The 19,548-nt window shown below is 73.9% G+C and carries 18 protein-coding genes and 1 pseudogene; 9 read left to right on the forward strand and 10 right to left on the reverse strand.

All coding sequences use genetic code 11. The features are described from left to right. Nucleotides 1-8 precede the first annotated feature (8 nt). Together ACFY3N_RS17935 and ACFY3N_RS17940 are read left to right on the forward strand one after the other, a co-directional pair. Entirely contained in the window at nucleotides 9-584 is a 576-nt protein-coding gene (locus ACFY3N_RS17935) for an RNA polymerase sigma factor (RefSeq protein ID WP_390817637.1), read from the forward strand. A 5-nt stretch (nucleotides 585-589) separates the two neighbouring features. After that, the gene (locus ACFY3N_RS17940) at nucleotides 590-1,051 is read left to right on the forward strand and encodes a hypothetical protein (RefSeq protein ID WP_390817638.1); all 462 of its coding nucleotides are present in this window, start codon (nucleotides 590-592) and stop codon (nucleotides 1,049-1,051) included. 236 nt (nucleotides 1,052-1,287) lie between these two features. Here ACFY3N_RS17940 and ACFY3N_RS17945 read toward each other — a convergent pair whose 3' ends face one another. From ACFY3N_RS17945 to ACFY3N_RS17960, 4 genes and pseudogenes are all read right to left on the reverse strand, one after another. After that, nucleotides 1,288-2,085 (reverse strand): N-formylglutamate amidohydrolase, encoded by a 798-nt coding sequence (locus ACFY3N_RS17945; RefSeq protein ID WP_390817639.1) that lies wholly within the window; start codon nucleotides 2,083-2,085, stop codon nucleotides 1,288-1,290. Between the two features lie 136 nt (nucleotides 2,086-2,221). Further along, a complete protein-coding gene (locus ACFY3N_RS17950; RefSeq protein ID WP_390817640.1) occupies nucleotides 2,222-4,441 on the reverse strand; it encodes an NADP-dependent isocitrate dehydrogenase in 2,220 nt (739 codons plus the stop codon). A gap of 147 nt (nucleotides 4,442-4,588) precedes the next feature. Further along, complete coding sequence (locus ACFY3N_RS17955) at nucleotides 4,589-5,686, reverse strand: mechanosensitive ion channel family protein (RefSeq protein ID WP_390817641.1); 1,098 nt, start codon at nucleotides 5,684-5,686, stop codon at nucleotides 4,589-4,591. A gap of 186 nt (nucleotides 5,687-5,872) precedes the next feature. Further along, a pseudogene (locus ACFY3N_RS17960) lies at nucleotides 5,873-6,757 on the reverse strand (lysylphosphatidylglycerol synthase domain-containing protein); the annotation flags it as partial. Between the two features lie 174 nt (nucleotides 6,758-6,931). Between ACFY3N_RS17960 and ACFY3N_RS17965 the strand changes: the two are divergent. Next, complete coding sequence (locus ACFY3N_RS17965) at nucleotides 6,932-8,809, forward strand: ABC transporter ATP-binding protein (RefSeq protein WP_390817798.1); 1,878 nt, start codon at nucleotides 6,932-6,934, stop codon at nucleotides 8,807-8,809. Between the two features lie 68 nt (nucleotides 8,810-8,877). Here ACFY3N_RS17965 and secD read toward each other — a convergent pair whose 3' ends face one another. From secD to ACFY3N_RS17985, 4 genes are all read right to left on the reverse strand, one after another. Continuing rightward, nucleotides 8,878-11,181: a protein translocase subunit SecD gene (gene secD / locus ACFY3N_RS17970; protein WP_390817642.1), complete on the reverse strand. Its 2,304-nt coding sequence runs from the start codon at nucleotides 11,179-11,181 to the stop codon at nucleotides 8,878-8,880. Between the two features lie 64 nt (nucleotides 11,182-11,245). Further along, nucleotides 11,246-11,644, reverse strand: a complete 399-nt coding sequence (locus tag ACFY3N_RS17975) for a hypothetical protein (RefSeq protein ID WP_390817643.1) — start codon at nucleotides 11,642-11,644, stop codon at nucleotides 11,246-11,248. Further along, entirely contained in the window at nucleotides 11,641-12,327 is a 687-nt protein-coding gene (locus ACFY3N_RS17980) for a response regulator (protein WP_390817644.1), read from the reverse strand. Before ACFY3N_RS17980 ends, ACFY3N_RS17975 begins: the two co-directional genes overlap by 4 nt. Beyond that, nucleotides 12,324-13,292 carry a HAMP domain-containing sensor histidine kinase gene (locus ACFY3N_RS17985; RefSeq protein WP_390817645.1) on the reverse strand — a complete coding sequence of 323 codons (969 nt, stop codon included), beginning with the start codon at nucleotides 13,290-13,292 and terminating at the stop codon, nucleotides 12,324-12,326. The genes ACFY3N_RS17980 and ACFY3N_RS17985 overlap by 4 nt, the downstream gene beginning before the upstream one ends. 281 nt (nucleotides 13,293-13,573) lie before the next feature. On the opposite strand from ACFY3N_RS17985, the gene ACFY3N_RS17990 reads away from it, so the two are divergent. The 6 genes from ACFY3N_RS17990 (at nucleotide 13,574) to ACFY3N_RS18015 (ending at nucleotide 18,134) form a co-directional block, all read left to right on the forward strand. After that, nucleotides 13,574-13,897 (forward strand): TraR/DksA family transcriptional regulator, encoded by a 324-nt coding sequence (locus ACFY3N_RS17990; RefSeq protein ID WP_390817646.1) that lies wholly within the window; start codon nucleotides 13,574-13,576, stop codon nucleotides 13,895-13,897. 38 nt (nucleotides 13,898-13,935) lie between these two features. After that, complete coding sequence (locus ACFY3N_RS17995; RefSeq protein WP_390817647.1) at nucleotides 13,936-14,310, forward strand: TraR/DksA family transcriptional regulator; 375 nt, start codon at nucleotides 13,936-13,938, stop codon at nucleotides 14,308-14,310. Next, nucleotides 14,307-15,110, forward strand: a complete 804-nt coding sequence (locus ACFY3N_RS18000; protein ID WP_390817648.1) for a rod shape-determining protein — start codon at nucleotides 14,307-14,309, stop codon at nucleotides 15,108-15,110. The genes ACFY3N_RS17995 and ACFY3N_RS18000 overlap by 4 nt, the downstream gene beginning before the upstream one ends. A gap of 43 nt (nucleotides 15,111-15,153) precedes the next feature. Further along, on the forward strand, nucleotides 15,154-15,777 hold the full coding sequence (locus tag ACFY3N_RS18005) for a hypothetical protein (RefSeq protein ID WP_390817649.1): 624 nt from the start codon (nucleotides 15,154-15,156) through the stop codon (nucleotides 15,775-15,777). Between the two features lie 337 nt (nucleotides 15,778-16,114). Next, complete coding sequence (locus tag ACFY3N_RS18010; RefSeq protein WP_390817650.1) at nucleotides 16,115-17,116, forward strand: glycoside hydrolase family 11 protein; 1,002 nt, start codon at nucleotides 16,115-16,117, stop codon at nucleotides 17,114-17,116. A 22-nt stretch (nucleotides 17,117-17,138) separates the two neighbouring features. Next, complete coding sequence (locus ACFY3N_RS18015) at nucleotides 17,139-18,134, forward strand: polysaccharide deacetylase family protein (protein WP_390817651.1); 996 nt, start codon at nucleotides 17,139-17,141, stop codon at nucleotides 18,132-18,134. A 51-nt stretch (nucleotides 18,135-18,185) separates the two neighbouring features. Here the strand turns inward: ACFY3N_RS18015 and ACFY3N_RS18020 are convergent, their stop codons facing one another. Next, nucleotides 18,186-18,827, reverse strand: coding sequence for a dienelactone hydrolase family protein (locus ACFY3N_RS18020; RefSeq protein WP_390817652.1), 642 nt, complete (start codon nucleotides 18,825-18,827; stop codon nucleotides 18,186-18,188). Nucleotides 18,828-18,843: 16 nt separating this feature from the next. Continuing rightward, a complete protein-coding gene (locus ACFY3N_RS18025) occupies nucleotides 18,844-19,239 on the reverse strand; it encodes a DUF2267 domain-containing protein (protein WP_390817653.1) in 396 nt (131 codons plus the stop codon). Between the last annotated feature and the right edge of the window lie 309 nt (nucleotides 19,240-19,548).

Here is a 19,548-nt window from a genome sequence, read left to right on the forward strand (position 1 = left end):
GTGGGACCGTGGAGCGTACTGAAGTCGGCGCGTTGGTCCGGTCCGCTGTCGACGGCGACGCGGCGGCCTGGAAGGCGATCGTGGAAGGGCTGGGCCCACTGGTGTGGTCCGTGGTGCGCGCGCACCGGCTCTCCGACGCCGACGCGCACGAGGTCTACCAGACCGTGTGGTTCCGGTTCGCCCAGCATCTGGGGCGGATCCGGGAACCCGACAAGACGGGCTCCTGGCTGGCCAGTACCGCCCGGCACGAGTGCCTGAAGGTGCACAGGAACGCGCGCCGGCTGATGCTGACGGACGATCCGCAGCTGCTGGACCGGGTCAGCGAGGACGGTGCGCCGGAACAGTCGTTGCTGGAGGCGGAGGAGGCGGCCGCGCAGGGCGAACGCGTGCGGCGGCTGTGGCAGGAGTTCGAGGAACTGGGCGATCGGTGCAGGCAGTTGCTGCGGGTGCTGATCGCCTCGCCGCCGCCCAGTTATCAGGAGGTGTCCGCCGCGCTCGACATCGCGGTGGGCAGCATCGGGCCGCTGCGCCAGCGCTGTCTGCGCCGGCTGCGGACCCGGCTCGAGGCACGGGGGACCATGTGAACGACATGACCGACGACGCGGGACTCGACACGGACTTCGACGACGGGCTGCTGGAGGAGGAACTCCGGCAGGCGGCGGCCGTCCTGGACCCGCTGCCTCCCGCCCTGCTGCAGATCGCCGTCGACGCCTACGCGCTGCACGACCTCGACGCCCGCGTGGCCGAGCTGACCTTCGACTCGCTGGTCGACGCCATCCCGGTCAGGGGCGCGACGGACGTACCGCGCATGCTCACCTTCACCGCCGGTGAGGTGACACTGGACGTCGAGGTGACCGCGGAGGGCCTGATGGGCCAGGTGCTGCCGCCCCGGCCGGCCCGCATCGAGGTACTCGGCGGTCCGCAGACCACCACCTCGCTCACCGCCGACGACCTGGGCCGCTTCGCCACCGCCGGCCCGCCCTCCGGCCCCTTCGCCCTGCGCCTGCGCACCGACGACGACGTGGTCGTCACGGAGTGGCTCCGCGCCTGAGGCCGCCGGGGGCGGGCCCGCGGCTTCGGAGGACCCCGCCCTCCCCGTCGTACGCGTCGTGGCGCGGTGCGCCCGCGCCACGGACCGCAGCCGCCCCGTGGCGGGACCGCGCTGCCCGCCATTCCCGCGCGGGGCGCGCCGGCCCGCGGTGCGTCCGGGCCGGGCGCCACCACCCGCCTGCCCGTCCGGCCTCGGGACCGCGTGGCACGGCCGCCCCCGGCGCGCGGGCCCCGGTGTCAGCGGGAGACCGCGTCGACCAGGGCGGCGAGCGCCGAGGCGAGGCGGGGCAGGCCCGGCCCCGCGGGGCCGCCCGGTTCGGTCATGTAGGTGTCCCGGCGGATCTCCACCATCAGGGCGGACACCTCCGCCCGCTCGCCGTAGAACTCCAGCGGCACGTACGTCCCGGCGAACGGGCTGTCCAGCCCCGTCTCCCCGCACGGCGCGAACGCCTCGCGGGCGGCGGCGAGCAGCCCGGGCGGGGTGTGGAAGGAGTCGGTGCCCAGGCAGACCTCCGGCCGTGGCCCCTCGCCGTGCAGCTCGTAGGGCAGCGGCGCGCTCGGATACGAGTGCACGTCGATGATCACGGCCCGCCCGGTCGCCGCGAGCCGGCCGGCGACCGCCTCCGTCATCGCCCGCGCGTACGGCCGGAAGTACCGCTCGACCAGCGGCTCGGCGTCGAACCCGGCGGGCCGCAGCACGTCCTTGTGCGTGGTCCGCGTGTAGACCGCGCCCATGCCGACGGCCAGCATCTCCTCCCGCTCGTCCGGGAACCGCTCGGGATCGACGACCAGCCGCGACAGCCGGTTCACGAACCGCCACGGCGCGACGCCGGCCGCCCGGGCCGCCGCCTCGGCGATCGTCGCGGTGTGCGAGTCGGTGATGTGGTCCAGCTCCCGCTCAAGACCGGCGTCCTCCAGCACGATCCCGGCCCGTACGTCCCCCGGTATCTCCCGGGCGGAATGCGGTACGTGCAGGATCACGGGGGAGTCCGGATCACCGGGGACGAACTCGAAGGAGGGGGGCACCTCGGTCATACGGCTGCTCCAGGGGCGTTCTCGGGGGTGCACGGCATGATCAAGGTGTCACACGGCACTGACAACGCCGCCCGGGACACGGCTCCGCCCCGGCCGGGCGCACGGCCGGCCGGGGCGGAGTACGGGGTCGTCCGCGTCAGCTCAGGGACGCCAGCGCCTCGTTCCACGTGGTGGACGGACGCATGACCGCGGCGGCCCTGGCCGGGTCGGGCCGGTAGTAGCCGCCGATCTCGGCGGGCTTGCCCTGGACGGCGTTCAGCTCCTCGACGATCTTCGCCTCGTTGGCGGCGAGCGTCTCGGCGAGCGGCGCGAACGCCTTCGCCAGGTCCGCGTCGTCGCTCTGCGCGGCCAGCTCCTGCGCCCAGTACAGCGACAGGTAGAAGTGGCTGCCGCGGTTGTCGATGCCGCCGACGCGACGGGTCGGGGACTTGTCCTCGTCGAGGAAGGTCGCCGTGGCGCGGTCGAGGGCGTCGGCGAGGACCTTGGCACGGGCGTTGCCCGTGGCCTCGGCGTACTGCTCCAGGGACGGCACCAGCGCGAAGAACTCACCGAGCGAGTCCCAGCGCAGGTAGTTCTCCTTGACCAGCTGCTGCACGTGCTTCGGCGCGGAGCCGCCGGCACCCGTCTCGAACAGGCCGCCGCCCGCCATCAGCGGGACGACCGACAGCATCTTGGCGCTGGTGCCCAGCTCCAGGATCGGGAACAGGTCGGTGAGGTAGTCGCGCAGCACGTTGCCGGTCACCGAGATGGTGTTCTCGCCGCGGCGGATGCGCTCCACCGACAGCCTGGTCGCCTCGACCGGGTTCAGGATGCGGATGTCCAGGCCCTCGGTGTCGTGCTCCGGGAGGTACTGCTCGACCTTGGCGATCAGGTTGGCGTCGTGGGCGCGGGTGGCGTCCAGCCAGAACACCGCCGGGTCGCCGGTGGCGCGGGCGCGGGTGACGGCCAGCTTCACCCAGTCGCGGATCGGGGCGTCCTTGGTCTGGCAGGCGCGGAAGATGTCACCGGCGGAGACGGCCTGCTCGAGGACCGCGTCGCCGTTGCCGTCGACCAGGCGGACCGTACCCGTGGTGGGGATCTCGAAGGTCTTGTCGTGGCTGCCGTACTCCTCGGCCTTCTGCGCCATCAGACCGACGTTCGGGACCGAGCCCATGGTGGACGGGTCGTAGGCGCCGTTGGCCCGGCAGTCCTCGATCACGGCCTGGTAGACGCCGGAGTAGCTGGAGTCCGGCAGGACGGCGAGGGTGTCGGCCTCCTGGCCGTCCGGGCCCCACATGTGGCCGGAGGTGCGGATCATGGCCGGCATGGAGGCGTCGACGATGACGTCCGAGGGGACGTGCAGGTTGGTGATGCCCTTGTCGGAGTCGACCATCGCCAGCGCCGGGCCCTCGGCGAGCTCGGCGTCGAAGGACGCCTTGATCTCGGCGCCCTCGGGGAGGGTCTCCAGACCCTTGTAGATGCCGCCCAGACCGTCGTTCGGGGTCAGGCCGGCCGCGGCGAGCTTGTCGCCGTACCGCGCGAAGGTCTTCGGGAAGAAGGCGCGCACCACGTGGCCGAAGACGATCGGGTCGGAGACCTTCATCATCGTGGCCTTCAGGTGCACGGAGAACAGCACGCCCTCCTGCTTGGCGCGGGCGACCTGCGCGGTCAGGAACTCGCGCAGCGCGGCGACGCGCATCACGGAGGCGTCGACGACCTCGCCCTTCAGGACGGGCACGGACTCGCGCAGCACGGTGGTGGTGCCGTCGTCGCCCTTGAGCTCGATGCGCAGCGCGCCGTCCTCGGCGATGACGACCGACTTCTCGGTGGAGCGGAAGTCGTCCGCGCCCATGGTGGCGACGTTGGTCTTCGACTCGGCGGTCCAGGCGCCCATGCGGTGCGGGTGGGTCTTGGCGTAGTTCTTCACCGAGGCGGGGGCACGGCGGTCGGAGTTGCCCTCGCGCAGCACCGGGTTGACGGCCGAGCCCTTGACCTTGTCGTAGCGGGCGCGGATCTCCCGCTCCTCGTCGGTCTTCGGGTCGTCCGGGTAGGCCGGAAGCGCGTAGCCCTGGCCCTGCAGCTCGGCGATCGCGGCCTTGAGCTGCGGGATCGACGCCGAGATGTTCGGCAGCTTGATGATGTTGGCCGCCGGCGTCTTGGCCAGCTCACCGAGCTCCGAGAGGGCGTCCGGGATGCGCTGGTCCTCGGCCAGGTACTCCGGGAACAGGGCGATGATGCGCCCGGCCAGCGAGATGTCACGCGTCTCCACGGCGACACCCGCCTGCGAGGCGTACGCCTGGACCACCGGCAGGAAAGAATACGTCGCCAGGGCCGGGGCCTCGTCAGTGTGCGTGTAGATGATGGTCGAGTCAGTCACCGGGTGCTCCGCTCCACGTCTGCAACATTGCTCGACATCAAGATATCTCGTGATCGACCGGGGCTCGACAGGGGTCCGCGCCGACTTCCGGCCGACCTCCCGCCGCGGCCCGGCCGGCGCGGCGGGAGATCACCGGGGACGGCGGGCTCAGACCGGCCGGGTGAGGGTCATGTCGTCCGGCGCGGAGTCCGTGTCGCGCTGCTGGGGGAGCACCACGGAGCCCTGCTGGAGCGCCACCGTCCGCGCCGGCGACGGGATGCGGATGCCCTCCTCGCGGTAGCGGCGGTGCAGGCGCTTGACGAACTCGTGCTTGATCCGGTACTGGTCGCTGAACTCGCCGACGCCCAGGATGACCGTGAAGCCGATGCGGGAGTCCCCGAAGGTGTGGAAACGCACCGCGGGCTCGTGCTCCGGCACGGCGCCGGTGATCTCCGTCATCACCTCGGCGACGACCTCCATGGTGACCCGCTCCACCTGCTCCAGGTCGCTGTCGTACGACACCCCGGCCTGCACCAGGATGGTCAGCTGCTGCTCCGGACGCATGAAGTTGGTCATGTTCGTCTTGGCGAGCTGCGCGTTCGGGATGACCACCAGGTTGTTGGACAGGTTGCGGACGGTCGTCTGGCGCCAGTTGATGTCCTCGACGTAGCCCTCCTCGCCGCTGCTCAGCTGGATGTAGTCGCCGGGCTGCACGGTCTTGGAGGCGAGGATGTGGATGCCCGCGAACAGGTTGGCGAGCGTGTCCTGCAGCGCCAGCGCGACCGCCAGACCGCCGACGCCGAGGGCGGTGAGCAGCGGGGCGATCGAGATGCCCAGCGTCTGCAGCCCCACCAGGAAACCGATCGCCAGGACCAGGATCCGGGTGATGTTCATGAAGATGGTCGCCGACCCGGCGACCCCGGAGCGGGACTGGGTGACCGAGCGCACCAGCCCCGCCACCACCCGGGCCGCCGAGATCGTCGCGGCGAAGATGACCAGCAGGGTCAGCACCTGGTTGACGTTGTGCTGCACGGTCCGGGTCAGCGGCAGCGCCGCCGCGGCGGAGGCCGCGCCGCCCGCGATCGCCGCCCACGGCGCGATCATGCGCAGCGCGTCCACGAGGACGTCGTCCCCGCGCCAGCGGGTGCGGTCCGCGTGCCGGCCCAGCCAGCGCAGCAGCATCCGCAGCAGGAAGGCCGCCAGCAGCCCGGCGGCGAGGGCGATGCCGGCGTACACCAGGTCGTGGCCGGTGAGCGCGCGGGTCACCGCTCACCCCCGGCGAACGCCCTGGCCGACGGCCGTATGTGAAGTCGTGTCACGTGTCGTCACCTGCTCGAGTTCTACGGGATGTACATCACGCCGTCCGCCCCCCGCCCTGCGGCCTGCGCGATCGCTCATCCTGCCGTATCCCGCAGGGCGGTCCGCACCGGCCCGGCCCCGCCCCGCCGGTCGGATCACCTTCAGCCGCACCAGCGCGCCCAGGGTCAACGCCCCCGGCGGCAACGGCAGCCACACCGTGACGACCCGGAAGGCCGGCACCACCGCCGTGGCCGGCGCCGCGGCCCCGCCCACCGCCACCACCAGCGCCGCCCCCACCGAGCCGATCCCGCCGGGGGTCGGCACCAGCGCCACCGCGACCGTCGCCGCCGGATACGCCACCGCCATGTGCGCCGGCGGCACCGGCGGCCCGAACGCCGATCCCACCAGCACCAGCGCGGTCGCCTGCGGCGCGGGGAAGGCCGGCGCCCCGCCCCACGGCGCCGACGCCCGGGCGGGCAGGGCGTGCACCGACCGCGCCTCGCCCAGCGCCGTCCGCAGGAACGCGGCCGCCGCCCGCCGCAGCCGCCGTACGGCCACGAGGGCGCCCGCCAGGGCGGCCAGTACCGCGCCGACCGCGAGCAGCAGCGGACCGAACGCCCCCTCGGGCAGCAGGGAGCCGAACCGCAGCGCGCCGGGGAACGCCACGAGCAGGGCGGCCGGCAGCCCCACCCGGCCCGCGGACTCCGCCGGCAGGTACAGCGCCAGGGCGGCCGAGGAGCGGGCCGGCGGCAGTGCGCACACCGTCATGAACCGCAGGTTGACCGCGCTCGCGCCCAGCCCCGTCGGCAGCGGGTGGTTGGCCGCGCCCGCCGCGAACTGCGTGGCCGGCAGCCGTCGCGCGGGCAGCCGTTCGGGGACCGCGCCCTGCCGGGTGCACGCGGCCGCCACCCAGGTCAGACAGGTGGCGCCGGCCGCGGCGAGCAGCCAGGGCCACCGGGCGGTCCCCAGCTGGGCGAAACCCTCGGCCAGGACCGACCGGTGCCGCACCGCGACCGCGGCCACCAGCAGCGGCAGCACCACCAGGATCCGGCGGATCGTCCCCGTCACGTCCACCGAGCCTGTCCGCCGCGCGCCGACGCCGGGTTGCGGCCGCCCGGACGGCCGCTTACGGCCGGGCGGCGGCCGGTGACGCGGCACGGGACCGTCCTTGACCTCAATCATGCTTGAGGTTCTACCTTCGCGTTCATGAGCATGGAGACCACAGCGTGGACACAGCTGCGCGGCGTCATGGCCGCCGAGGACGAGCACCGCCCCCTCACCAGGGCGACACCGCGCCGCATCGCCGCCTTCGCCCGCCCCCACCGCCGCCGTCTGGCCCTGTCCGTGCTCCTCGGCACGGCGACCGCGGCGCTCGCCGTCGCCACCCCCGTGCTCGCCGGGCGGGTCATGGACACCATCGTCTCCGCCGGCGACGAGGCCACGGTGGTCCGGCTGGCCCTGCTCATCGCGCTGATCGCGGTCGTGGAGGCGGCCCTCGGCGTACTCGGCCGCAGGGTGTCCGCGGCCCTCGGCGAGGACCTCATCCTCGATCTGCGGACCGCGGTCTTCGACCACGTACAGCGGATGCCGGTCGCGTTCTTCACACGCACGCGTACGGGAGCCCTCGTCTCCCGTCTCAACAACGACGTCATCGGCGCCCAGCGGGCCTTCAGCAACACCCTGTCGACCGTGGTCGGCAACCTGGTCACCCTCGTGCTCGCCCTCGCCGTGATGCTCACCCTGTCCTGGCAGATCACCCTGCTCGCACTGGTCCTGCTGCCGGTGTTCGTGATCCCGGCCCGCCTCATGGGCCGCCGCATGGCCGGCATGCAGCGCGAGGCCGCCGCCCTGAACGCGGCCATGGGCACCCGGATGACGGAGCGGTTCTCCGCCCCCGGCGCCACCCTGGTCAAGCTGTTCGGACGCCCCGAGGAGGAGTCCGCCCAGTTCGCGCTGCGCGCCCGCCGGGTGCGGGACATCGGCGTCCGTACGGCCACGGCGCAGACGGTGTTCATCACCGCGCTGACCCTCGTCTCCGCCCTCGCCCTCGCCCTGGTCTACGGCCTCGGCGGCCGGCTCGCCCTCGGCGGCACCCTGGACCCGGGCGCCGTCGTGGCGCTGGCGCTGCTGCTGACCCGGCTGTACGCGCCGCTCACCTCGCTCGCCGGGGCACGGGTGGAGGTGATGAGCGCGCTGGTCAGCTTCGAGCGGGTCTTCGAGGTCCTGGACCTCGAGCCGATCGTCCGGGAGGAGCCGGACGCGCGCGAGGTGCCCGAGGGCCCGGTCTCCGTCGAGTTCGACGACGTCCGCTTCGGCTACCCGTCCGCCGACAAGGTCTCCCTGGCCTCCCTGGAGGAGGTCTCCTCCCTCGACCCGCGCGGCGGTGACGAAGTCCTGCACGGCGTCTCCTTCCGCGCCGGACCCGGGCGGACCGTCGCCCTGGTCGGCTCCTCCGGCGCGGGCAAGTCGACCGTCGCCCAGCTGCTGCCCCGGCTGTACGACGTCGACGCCGGCGCCGTACGCGTGGGCGGCGTCGACGTCCGCGAGCTGACCGCCGCCTCCCTGCGCGCCACCGTCGGCATGGTGACCCAGGACGGTCACCTCTTCCACGACACGGTCCGCGCCAACCTGCTCCTGGCCCGGCCGGGGGCGAGCGAGCCCGACCTGTGGGACGCCCTGCGCCGGGCCCGTCTCGACGCCCTCGTACGGTCCCTGCCCGACGGACTGGACACGGTGGTCGGCGAACGCGGCTACCGGCTCTCCGGCGGCGAACGCCAGCGCCTGACCATCGCGCGGCTGCTGCTGGCCCGCCAGCGCGTCGTCATCCTCGACGAGGCCACCGCCCACCTGGACAACACCTCCGAGGCGGCCGTGCAGGAGGCGCTCACGGAGGCGCTGGAGGGCCGGACGGCGGTGGTGATCGCCCACCGGCTCTCCACGGTGCGCGCCGCCGACCTCATCCTGGTCCTCGAGGCCGGCCGGATCGTGGAACGCGGCACGCACGAACAGCTGCTGGCCGCCGACGGCCGCTACGCCGAGCTGTACCGCACCCAGTTCGAACAGCAGTCGGGGGAGGCGGTGGCGGCGTAACGGCGACGCCACACGATGGGGGAGGGACGCCCGTGGGTGTCCCTCCACCTTCCGCCCCCTTCCGCCCGCTACCGTGCCCGCACGGTGGCCCCGGCCCGGTCCGGGCGCTCCGCGGCGCCGGACCCCGCCCGCCCGGAACCGCCCCGGCCGCCCCTGCCGCCACCGGTGTGCGCGTCGAGCTCGACGGCGAGCGGCGAGGCGGTCAGCACCGACGAGTAGGTGCCCACGAGCACGCCGATCAGCAGCGCGAGGGCGAAGTCGGTGAGCGAGTCGCCGCCCAGCAGGGCCAGCGCGGCCAGGACGAAGACCACACCGATGCCGGTGTTGACCGTACGGGGCACCGTCTGCAGGACCGCCCGGTTGGTGACCTGCGCCAAGGGCGCCCTGCCGTCCTTCCGCCACAGTTCGCGGATCCGGTCGAAGACCACCACGGAGTCGTTCACCGAGTAACCGATCACGGTGAGCAGCGCGGCCAGGAACACACCGTCGACCGGCTTGCCCAGCCAGGCGAAGACGCCGGTGAGGATCACCACGTCGTGCGCCAGGGCGGCCACCGCCCCCGTACCGAACATCCAGCGGAACCGGAAGGCCAGGTACAGCAGCTGGGCGCCGAGGGCCAGGCCGAGCGCGATCAGCGCGTTGCGCCGCAGCTCGTCGCCGAGGCTCGGGCCGATCAGCTCGTCGCGGACCTTCTCCGCCCCGCCGCCGGCCTCCGCGACGGCGTCGGCCACCTCGACCGCCTCCGCGTCGGTCAGCTCCTCGGTGCGCACCGTCAGCCTGCCGTCGCCGGAGGACTGCACGACCGCCTGCGGGAAGCCGGCGTCGGCCAGGGCCTCACGGGCCCGGTCCGGGTCGACGGTGTCGCCGGTGGAGTACTCGATGAGGCGGCCGCCGGTGAACTCCACACCGAAGTCCAGCCCGCGCACCACGATGCCCGCGCCGGCGACGGCGAGCATCACGGCGGAGACCGCCAGCCAGCGGCGCGGGCGCCGCATCAGCTGCGGGTCGCGGCGGGTGAGGTACGCACGGACCCGGCCGACGGAGGCCAGACCGGTGGCCTCCGGACGGCGCTGCACCCAGCGGCGGGCCACGGCGAACTCCGCGAGCACCCGGGTGATCACCAGGGCGCTGATCATGGAGGCGAGCACCCCGATGCCCAGCGTGACGCCGAAGCCCTTCACCGGACCGGAGGCGAGCACGAACAGCAGCGCCGCCGCGATCAGCGTGGTGACGTTGGAGTCCGCGATGGCGCTGAAGGCGCCCTTGAAACCGGCGGTCAGCGCCGAGCGGCCGCTGGGCCGGTCGCGGGCGCCGTACTCCTCCCGGGCCCGTTCGAAGACCAGCACGTTGGCGTCCACGGCCATGCCGATGGCCAGCACGAAACCGGCGAGACCGGGCAGGGTCAGGGTCGCGCCGAGGGCCGCCAGACCGGCGTAGGAGATCAGGCCGTGGCAGAGCAGGGCCAGGGTGGCGAGGACCCCCATGAGCCGGTACACGACGATGACGAAGACCGCGGTCAGCGCGGTGCCGATGACGGCCGCCCGGGCGCTCGCCCCGATGGCCTCGGCGCCCAGCGTCGGGCCGACGGTCCGCTGTTCCACCGTCTCGACCGGCACCGGCAGGGCGCCGCCCTTGACCAGCAGGGCGAGCTCCTTGGCCTCGTCACCGGTGAAGGAGCCGGTGATCCGGGTGGACCCGCCGGTGATGCCCGCGCCGCAGGCGACGGACGGGTCGACCTGCGGCGAGGAGATGATCCTGTCGTCCAGGACGATCGCGACCCGGCGCTGCGGGTCGCCCGCCGGACGGCAGGCGGCCTCACCGGTCAGCTCCGCCCACCCCTCGCCGTCCTCGAAGTCCACGGTGACGTGCCAGCCGGCGCCGCTCTGCGGGTCGAAGAGGGCCTCGGCGTCCTTCACGTCCTGGCCGGTGAGCGACGCGGCGGCCAGCCGGAGCCGCTCGCCGGACTGCTCGTCGGGCAGCACGCGCTCGCCCTCCGCCCGGGCCTCGCCGGACCCGGTGGCGGCGCCGAGCACCGGGTGCACGGAGAGCTGCGCGGTACGGCCGAGGACGTCGGCGGCCTTGCGCGGATCCTGCACGCCGGGCAGTTCGACGATGATCCGGTCGTCCCCGGAGCGGACGATGCCCGGTTCGGTGACGCCGAGCGCGTCGACACGGCCGCGCAGCACCTCCAGGGTGCGGTCGGTGGCCTCCCTGTCGGCCTTCACGGTTTCGGTGGAACGGGTCTCCAGCACGATCTGGGTGCCGCCCCGCAGATCCAGGCCCAGACGGACCGGAACGGTGACGGCGACGAACACGGACACGGCGATCACGGCGAGCGCGAACAACGCCCTGACGCGGGCGGGACGTTTCACAGATGCCTCCAGCAGGCACGCGGAAAACACGCGGAGAACACGTGGAAGAGGGGAAGAGGGGATCTCAGGTGCTGGAGGCCGGGGGCGGGGCGCGCCCCAGGTCCGACGGCATGTGCGCGGCGGCGGGCTGCGCGTGACCGGCCGCCGGCGCGGGCCGGGCCGGCCGGGGCGGGACCGGCGGCGTGTGCGCCGCGGTGAGGAGCGGATGACCGCCGGGCACCGTCCGCTCACCGGCGTCCCGCTCCGGCCGGATCAGCGGGGTGCGGACGCCGACGCAGGCGTCGTCGCCGTACGGACGGGTGTCGGACGGGTACGCCGACGGGGCGGACGACGCCGCGGCGGGGACGGGTTCCGTGCCGCCGGCGAACCCGAGGGCCAGCAGCACCGCCGTGAACGCGGCGAGGGCCGCCGCGGCGGCCCGGAGCGGAAGGCGGGCGGAGCGTCCCCGCCGGTCGGCGGTCAAGGCTCGACGAGTCCGGCGCGGATGGCGTAACGGGTCAGTTCCAGGCGGTCCCGCAGCCCCAGCTTGTGCAGCAGGTTCTCGCGGTGCCGCTGGACCGTCTTGACGCTGATGAACAGCAGCTCGGCGATCTCCTTCGACGAGTGGCCCTCGGCGACGAGCTTGAGCACCTCCTCCTCGCGCGGGGTCAGCAGCTGCTCCGGCGCCTCCTCGCCGTGCCGCACCCGGTCGAGGTAGTTGCGGATCAGGGCGGTCACCGCCCCCGGGTACAGGAACGGCTCGTCCCGCATCGCGGCCCGGCAGGCGGCGACCAGATCGCGGTCCGCGACGGACTTCAGCACATAGCCGCCGGCCCCCGCCTTGAGCGCCTGGAACAGGTACTGCTCGTTGTCGTGCATCGTCAGCATCAGGATGCGCAGCCCCGGCTTCAGCGCGGTCAGCTCGCGGGCGGCCTGCAGACCGGTCAGCCGCGGCATGGCGATGTCCAGGACGGCCAGGTCGACGTCGTGGGTGCGGACCATGGCGATCGCCTCCGCGCCGTCACCCGCCTCGGCGACCACCTCCAGGTCCGGCTCCCGGTCGAGGATGAGCCGCACGCCGCGCCGCACCAGCGCGTGGTCGTCGGCGAGCAGGATCCGGATCGTCGTGTCCGTCCGGCGGTCGTCGTGGGTGTCCTGGTGGTTCATGACTGCTTCCTGACGGTGGGCACGGTCAGCCGGATCCGGGTACCGGCCGGTGGCGCGGAGGTCCCCTCGGGGCCGGTGATGTCCAGTCGGGCCCCGATCAGCAGGGCCCGTTCCCGCATCCCGCGGAGCCCGGCGCCCTCCCGGGCGGCCCCGATGCCGCGGCCGTCGTCGCTCACCTCGAGGACGACGCACCCGTCGGCGCCGCGCAGGCTCACCTCCACGCACCGCGCCTCGGCATGCCGCGCGGCGTTGGTCAGGCCCTCCTGCGCCACCCGGTAGATCACCAGCTCCGTCTCGTGGTCGAGAGGGGGCAGGTCGGAGTCGAAGCGGCGCAGCACGCGCAGCCCGGTGTGCGTGGCGAACTCGGTGGCCAGCGAGGTGACCGCACTGACCAGGCCCAGATCGTCCAGTACGCCCGGGCGCAGCCGGCGCACCAGCCGGCGGACCTCGTCGAGGCTCTCCCGGGTGATCTCCTGCGCCTGCTGGAGTTCACCGCGCAGCGGCTGAGACGCCTCGTCGGCCGCCCGCTTCAGGGCCAGCAGCACGGCGGTCATGCTCTGTCCGACCTCGTCGTGCAGCTCCTGGGCGATCCGGCGCCGCTCGCCCTCCTGGGCGAGGATGGCGCGGGCGCTGCTCGCGACGCGTTCCCCCTCCAGCCGCTCCAGCATCGAATTGAACGTGCTGACCAGTTCGGCGACCTCACCGCCGCCGCGCACGGGCAGCCGCTGACCGGGGCGCAGCAGGTCCACGGTGGTCATCAGCCGCGTCACCCGGTCCAGCGGGGCGAGGCCGATGCGCAGCAGGGCGGCGTTGGCGACGAGCATGACGCCGAGGCCGCCCACCAGGATCACCGCCTCGGTCAGCAGCACCGGAACGGACACGGTCACCGGAGCCCACAGCAGCAGCGCGGTGGCGCTGCCCAGCACCACCGCGTTGAGTCCGAAGATCCGCCAGTACAGGGACACGGGGTCACGCCTTCCTCTTTCTCGTCTGCCTCCACTGTCGGTCACCGCGCCCCTGGACACGGCAGCAGGCCCCCTCGTCCCGGCGGACACCGGCCAGGGTGCACCGGGGGCGGTCCCCGGGTCGATGGGCCCCGCGCCCCATTTCCCGCGCCCCGCCCGACCCATGCCGGGCGGGGTGGGTCCTCGGACCCGGCGCAGATGGGTACCGCGCCCGATGGGCGCGGCGACGGAAACGGGCGAGGGTGAAGTCAGCACCCGTATGCCGCCGAGGAGGACCGTCCGTGTCGCTCGACCTGCCCAGCACCGAACCCCGTACCGCCCACCCGGCCCCCGACGAGGTCCGTCAGCGCCTCGAACACGCCCGCACGACCCGGCTGGCACAGCTCGAGGCCCTGGACGAAACCGGGCAGAGTCCCGGCGACCACCTGATGTCCCACCAGAAGGACGCCATCAAGCGTGTCCTGAAGGAGATCGACGAGGCCTTCGCCCGCGTCGACGCCGGTACCTACGGCACCTGCCTCGGCTGCTCCAAGGCCGTACCGCCGGAGCGGCTGGAGATCCTCCCGCACACCCGGTACTGCGTCGCCTGCCAGCGCCGCGCCTGAGCCCGTCCGTCCTTCTCCCGCTCTGCCCAAGGGGTGCAGTGGTGACCCACCAGACCATCGGCGGGCGCGGCACGGTCCTCACCGACGAGGACCTCGCCGCGCTGCGCGAGAACCTGCACGAGCAGCGGCTGTTCCGGCGGGAGCAGCTGCGGCAGTTCGCCGTCCACTCCTCCGACCGCGCCGACGGCCGGCGCCGGGAGGCGGACGCGGCCCGGATCGAGGTCGGCGTCAAGCTCGCCGCCTCCGCCCGCATGGTGCTCGCCGACGTCGAGGCGGCGCTCGCCCGGATGGACTCCGGGCACTACGGCACCTGCCACCTGTGCCGCCGCCCCGTCGAACGCCACCGCCTGCTGATCGTCCCCCAGGCCCGCTACTGCGGGCGCTGCCAGCAGGTGAGGGAGGCCGGCCGGTGACCGTGATCCGGCGTTCCCCTCCGGCACCGGTACGCCGCCGGTACCGGCCGCCGTGCCGGCGCCGCCCGGGCGTCGCCCTCGACCTGGGCAGCGCCCGCACACGCGTGTGGATCGCCGGGCGGGGCATGGTCCTCGACGTGCCCACCGTGGCCTTCCCGGACACCGGCGCGATCCACCCCGTCCAGCGCGGCACCATCGTCGACGTCCCCGGTACGGCCCGGATGCTGGAGCGGCTGCTCGGGCACCGGCTGCCCCGGACCGGCCGTCCGCTGGTCGTCCTCACGGCGCCGGTCCTGGACGGGCTCGCCTTCCGGACCGCCGCCCGCACGGCCGTCGAGGTCCTGCGCCCGCGCGCCGTGCTGACCGTCCCGGGCGCCCGCGCCGTGGCCCTGGCCGCGGGCGCCGACCACGTCCGGCCGCTGCTCGTCGTGGACATCGGCGCCCACCTCACCGAGGTGGTGCTGCTCGCGGACGGCGCGGTCACCGACGCCCGCCGCACCGCGCTGGGCACCGCCGACCTGGCCGACGGCACGCCGCCCGGCGACATCACCGCGGCGGTGGCCGGCATGGTGGCCGCGATGCTGCGGCAGGACCGCACCGCGCTCACCCGCACCGCCCTGCGCCGGGGCGTCCTCCTGGCCGGCGGCGGCGCGCTGCGCCCCGACATCACCCGCGACCTGCCCGCCGGCCTCGGCTGCGCGGTCCGGCGGGTTCCGTCGCCGCACACCGCCGCCGTCCGGGGCGCCGCCGGTCTGCTCGCCTCGGCGCACCACCACCCCGCGGTCACCGGAAGGGCCTGACCGACCCGACCGCCCGTGCCCCGCCACCGGAAGGAGCCCCGACGTGGCCGGCGAGACACCTCCGGCACAGCGACCCCCCGGCCCGCCCCCGCGCCCCCTGCTGTGGCGCCTGCGGCACCACCCCCTGCGCCGCCGCACCGACACGCTGTACGCCTGGTTCGGCCTCGGGGCGCTGGTCGCCGTACTGGCCGCGGCCCCCGTGGCCGCCGTCCTCGTCGGCGACGCCGCCCGCCGGCACTACGAGGAGACCGCCCGCCACCAGAACCTGACCCGGTACGAGACCACCGGAACCCTCACCGAGGACGCCCCCCGCCACCCGGAGCCGGGGTCGGACGAGGAGAGGAGGACCCGCTGTCCGGTCGAGGTCCGCGTCGTCACCCGGGAGGGGCGGACCCGCACCACGCGGACCGAGGTCCGGCCGGGGCTGACCGAGGACAGCGCCGTCCGCCTCTGGATCACCGCCGACGGCGAGGCGACGGACCCGCCGCTCACCCGCGAGCAGGTCCGCGGCCGCACCACGGGCTGGGCCCTCCTCGCCGCCATCGGCGTCGCCCTCACCGGCGCGGCCGCCCACGCCCTCACCGGCCTGGCCCTGCGCCGCCGCAACCTCGCCGGCTGGGACACGGCCTGGGCGGAGACGGCCCCGCGCTGGACGACCCCCATGTGAGACGCGGCCACCGGGGCCCGGTCGTCAGGGCCTTGACCCGGCGCAGGGGGAGGACCGTCTCCGCGGCGCGCACGCCAGCCGGGCCGCCGAGGACGCCCGGATCGTCGAAACTTTCGATGACTCGCCATCAGGGTTCGGTATCTTGTCGGCGCCTGGTGCAAGGACCTTTGGCTTGACCGGTTCAGTACATGCGTTGAACTGGCCTTATATTCCCCGCTCCACATTTTTGATCAAACGAAGATTTCGAAATATTCATCGAAACTGTTGACCGTTGACGCGTACGGGCCAACACTGTCCGGCATCGAGCCCCCACCGAGCCGCACAGGAGGCGCACCACATGCACGTGTCCGCACACCCGAGAGGCCGCAGACGCGGCCGCCTGCTGCTGAGCGTCAGGAGCGTCTGGACCATCGCGCTGGCCGCCGTCACCGCGCTGCTCCTGACCGCCACCACCGCCACCGCCGCCGTCACCACCAACCAGACCGGCACCCACAACGGCTGGTGGTACTCGTTCTGGACCGACTCCCAGGGAACCGTCTCCATGGACCTGGGCTCCGGCGGCAACTACAGCACCCGGTGGAGCAACACCGGCAACTTCGTCGCCGGCAAGGGCTGGAGCACCGGCGGACGCAAGACCGTCAACTACTCCGGCAGCTTCAACCCGTCCGGCAACGCGTACCTGACGCTCTACGGATGGACCACCAGCCCGCTCATCGAGTACTACATCGTCGACAACTGGGGCACCTACCGGCCCACCGGCGAGTACAAGGGCACCGTCACCAGCGACGGCGGCACGTACGACATCTACAAGACGACCCGGTACAACGCCCCCTCCATCGAGGGCACCAGGACCTTCGACCAGTACTGGAGCGTCCGGCAGTCGAAGCGCACGGGCGGCACCATCACCAGCGGCAACCACTTCGACGCGTGGGCCGGCAAGGGGATGAACCTCGGCAACCACAACTACATGATCATGGCCACCGAGGGCTACCAGAGCAGCGGCAGCTCCAACATCACCGTGAGCGAGGGAAGTTCCGGCGGCGGCGGTGGTGGCGGTGGCGGTGGCAACACCGGCGGCTGCAACGCGACCCTGTCGGCCGGGGAGAAGTTCGGCGACCGCTACAACCTCAACGTCTCGGTGAGCGGATCGAGCAACTGGACCGTGACGATGCGCGTCCCGTCCCCGGCGAAGGTCTCCTCGACCTGGAACGTCGGCGCCTCCTACCCCGACAGCCAGACCCTGGTCGCCAAGCCCAACGGCAGCGGCAACAACTGGGGCGCCACGATCCAGGCCAACGGCAACTGGACCTGGCCGACGGTCTCCTGCAGCGCAGGCTGACACCCGAGGAGGACCACCGCAGATGACCATCGGAAAACGACCGCCTGCCACCCGGTCCCTGGTGTCGGGACTGGCCGTCGCCGCGCTGACCCTGGCGGGCACCGCCACCACGGCCCTCGACGCCGCACCGGCGCACGCCGCCGCCTGCAACGGCTACGTCGGACTCACCTTCGACGACGGCCCGTCCACCGGCACCACCACGAACCTGCTCAACGCGCTGAGGCAGAACGGGCTGCGGGCCACGATGTTCAACCAGGGCCAGTACGCCGCCGCCCACCCCTCCCTGGTCAAGGCCCAGGTCGACGCCGGCATGTGGGTCGCCAACCACAGCTACACCCACCCCCACATGACCCAGCTGAGCCAGGCGCAGATGGACTCGGAGATCGCCCGCACCCAGCAGGCGATCGCCAACGCCGGCGGCGGCACGCCCAAGCTGTTCCGGCCGCCGTACGGCGAGACCAACTCGACGCTGCGCACGGTCGAGGCCAAGTACGGCCTGACCGAGATCATCTGGGACGTCGACTCGCAGGACTGGAACAACGCGAGCACCGACGCCATCGTGCAGGCCGCCTCCCGGCTCACCGACGGCCAGGTCATCCTGATGCACGACTGGCCGGCCAACACCGTCGCCGCGATCCCGCGCATCGCGCAGAACCTGGCCTCCCGGGGCCTGTGCGCCGGCATGATCTCCCCGCAGACCGGCCGGGCCGTCGCCCCCGACGGGTCCGGCGGCGGGGGAGGGGGCGGCGGCACCGCGTGCACCGCGACCCTGTCCGCGGGCAGCAGCTGGGGGGACCGCTACAACCTCAACGTCTCGGTCGGCGGCGGCAGCGCCTGGACGGTGACCATGAAGGTGCCGTCCCCGGCGAAGGTCTCCTCGACCTGGAACGTCAGCGCGTCCTACCCCGACAGCCAGACCCTGGTCGCCAAGCCCAACGGCAGCGGGAACAACTGGGGGGTGACGATCCAGACCAACGGCAACTGGACCTGGCCGACCGTCTCCTGCAGCACGGGCTGAGCCGGGGGGCGGGCCGCGGCACCGGCACGCCGCGGCCCGCCCCGCGCCCGGTCAGAGATGGTCGCGGAACCAGCCGGCGGCGAGCTCGGCCACCTGCTCCAGCGCGCCGGGTTCGGGGAAGAGGTGGGTGGCGCCGGGCACCACATGGACGCGGTGCGCCGCGGACAGCCGGCCGGCGGCCTCACGGTTGAGGCCGAGGACCGTCTCGTCGTCGCCGCCCACGACGAGCAGCACCGGGCACGCGACCAGGCCGAGCGCGTCGCCCGCCAGGTCCGGGCGCCCGCCCCGCGACACGACCGCCGAGACCCGCCCGGGCCGCTCGGCGGCGGCCACCAGCGCCGCCGCCGCCCCCGTACTGGCCCCGAACAGGCCCACGGGAAGGTCCATGCCGTCCGGGCGCCGCCCCAGCCAGTCGACGGCATCCGCCAGCCGCCGGGCCAGCAGGCCGATGTCGAAGCGGTGCCGGCCCGTCGCGTCGTCCTCGCGCTCCTCCTCCCGGGTCAGCAGATCCAGCAGCAGCGTGCCGAATCCCGCCTCCTGCAACGCGGTGGCGACCGCCCGGTTGCGCGGGCTGAGCCGCGAGCTGCCGCTGCCGTGCGCGAACAGCACCATTCCGCGCGCCCCGGCGGGGATCACCAGGTCCCCGGACAGGGCTGCCGCGCCCGAGGGGACCGTCACGGACTCGGAGACCATCCCCGGTCACCTCCTCTCAGTCCGTGTCGTCGGCGGCGCGCCCGGCGGGCAGCAGACCGCCGATGTCCCTGGGCAGTGCGGCGGCCAGCTTCTCCGTCAGCTCCGGGGCGAGGGCCGCGTCGAGGACTTCCAGTACGGCGGCGGCCTCGCGCACGGCCGCGTCCTCGTCCGTCTCCGCGCGGCCGGCGATCCGCCCGGCGAACGTCGTCAGGTCGAAGCGCTCGCCCGAGGTGCTCTGCCGCATGGGCGCGGCCAGGGTCGGTGGCAGCTGGGCGGCCACGTGGTCCGCCAGGCCGGACGGCAGTCGCTCGGCCAGCGTACTCAGCACGGCCCGGGTCGCCCGCTCGGACGTTCCCCGGTCCGGCAGCCGGGTGAGAGCCTGCACTTTGCCGATGAACTCGTCGTGCTGCATGAGGCGCCGTCCTTCCCCGTGGTGCGGTCGGCCGCGAGGGCCGATGGCCGGACAACGGGCGAGTACCCGGAAACGGCCGCGCACCCACGAACGCCGGTCCGCCACCGGCGACGGCGGCCCCCGGCCGACGCGGCCGTGGCGCAGGAGGCGTCCGGGCGGGCACCGGTCGGGTGCGGGCACGAAGAGGACCCGGCTGTGGGGGGGGGGGGGGGGGGGGCGGCCGGGCGGGGCCCCCCCGCGGACCCCGGGGGCACGGCGGGGCCGGGGGGGGGCCCCCCCCCGGGGGGGGGCCCCCCCCCCCCCCCCCCG

The organism is Streptomyces sp. NPDC000348 (genome assembly GCF_042898795.1).
Lineage (GTDB): Bacteria > Actinomycetota > Actinomycetes > Streptomycetales > Streptomycetaceae > Streptomyces.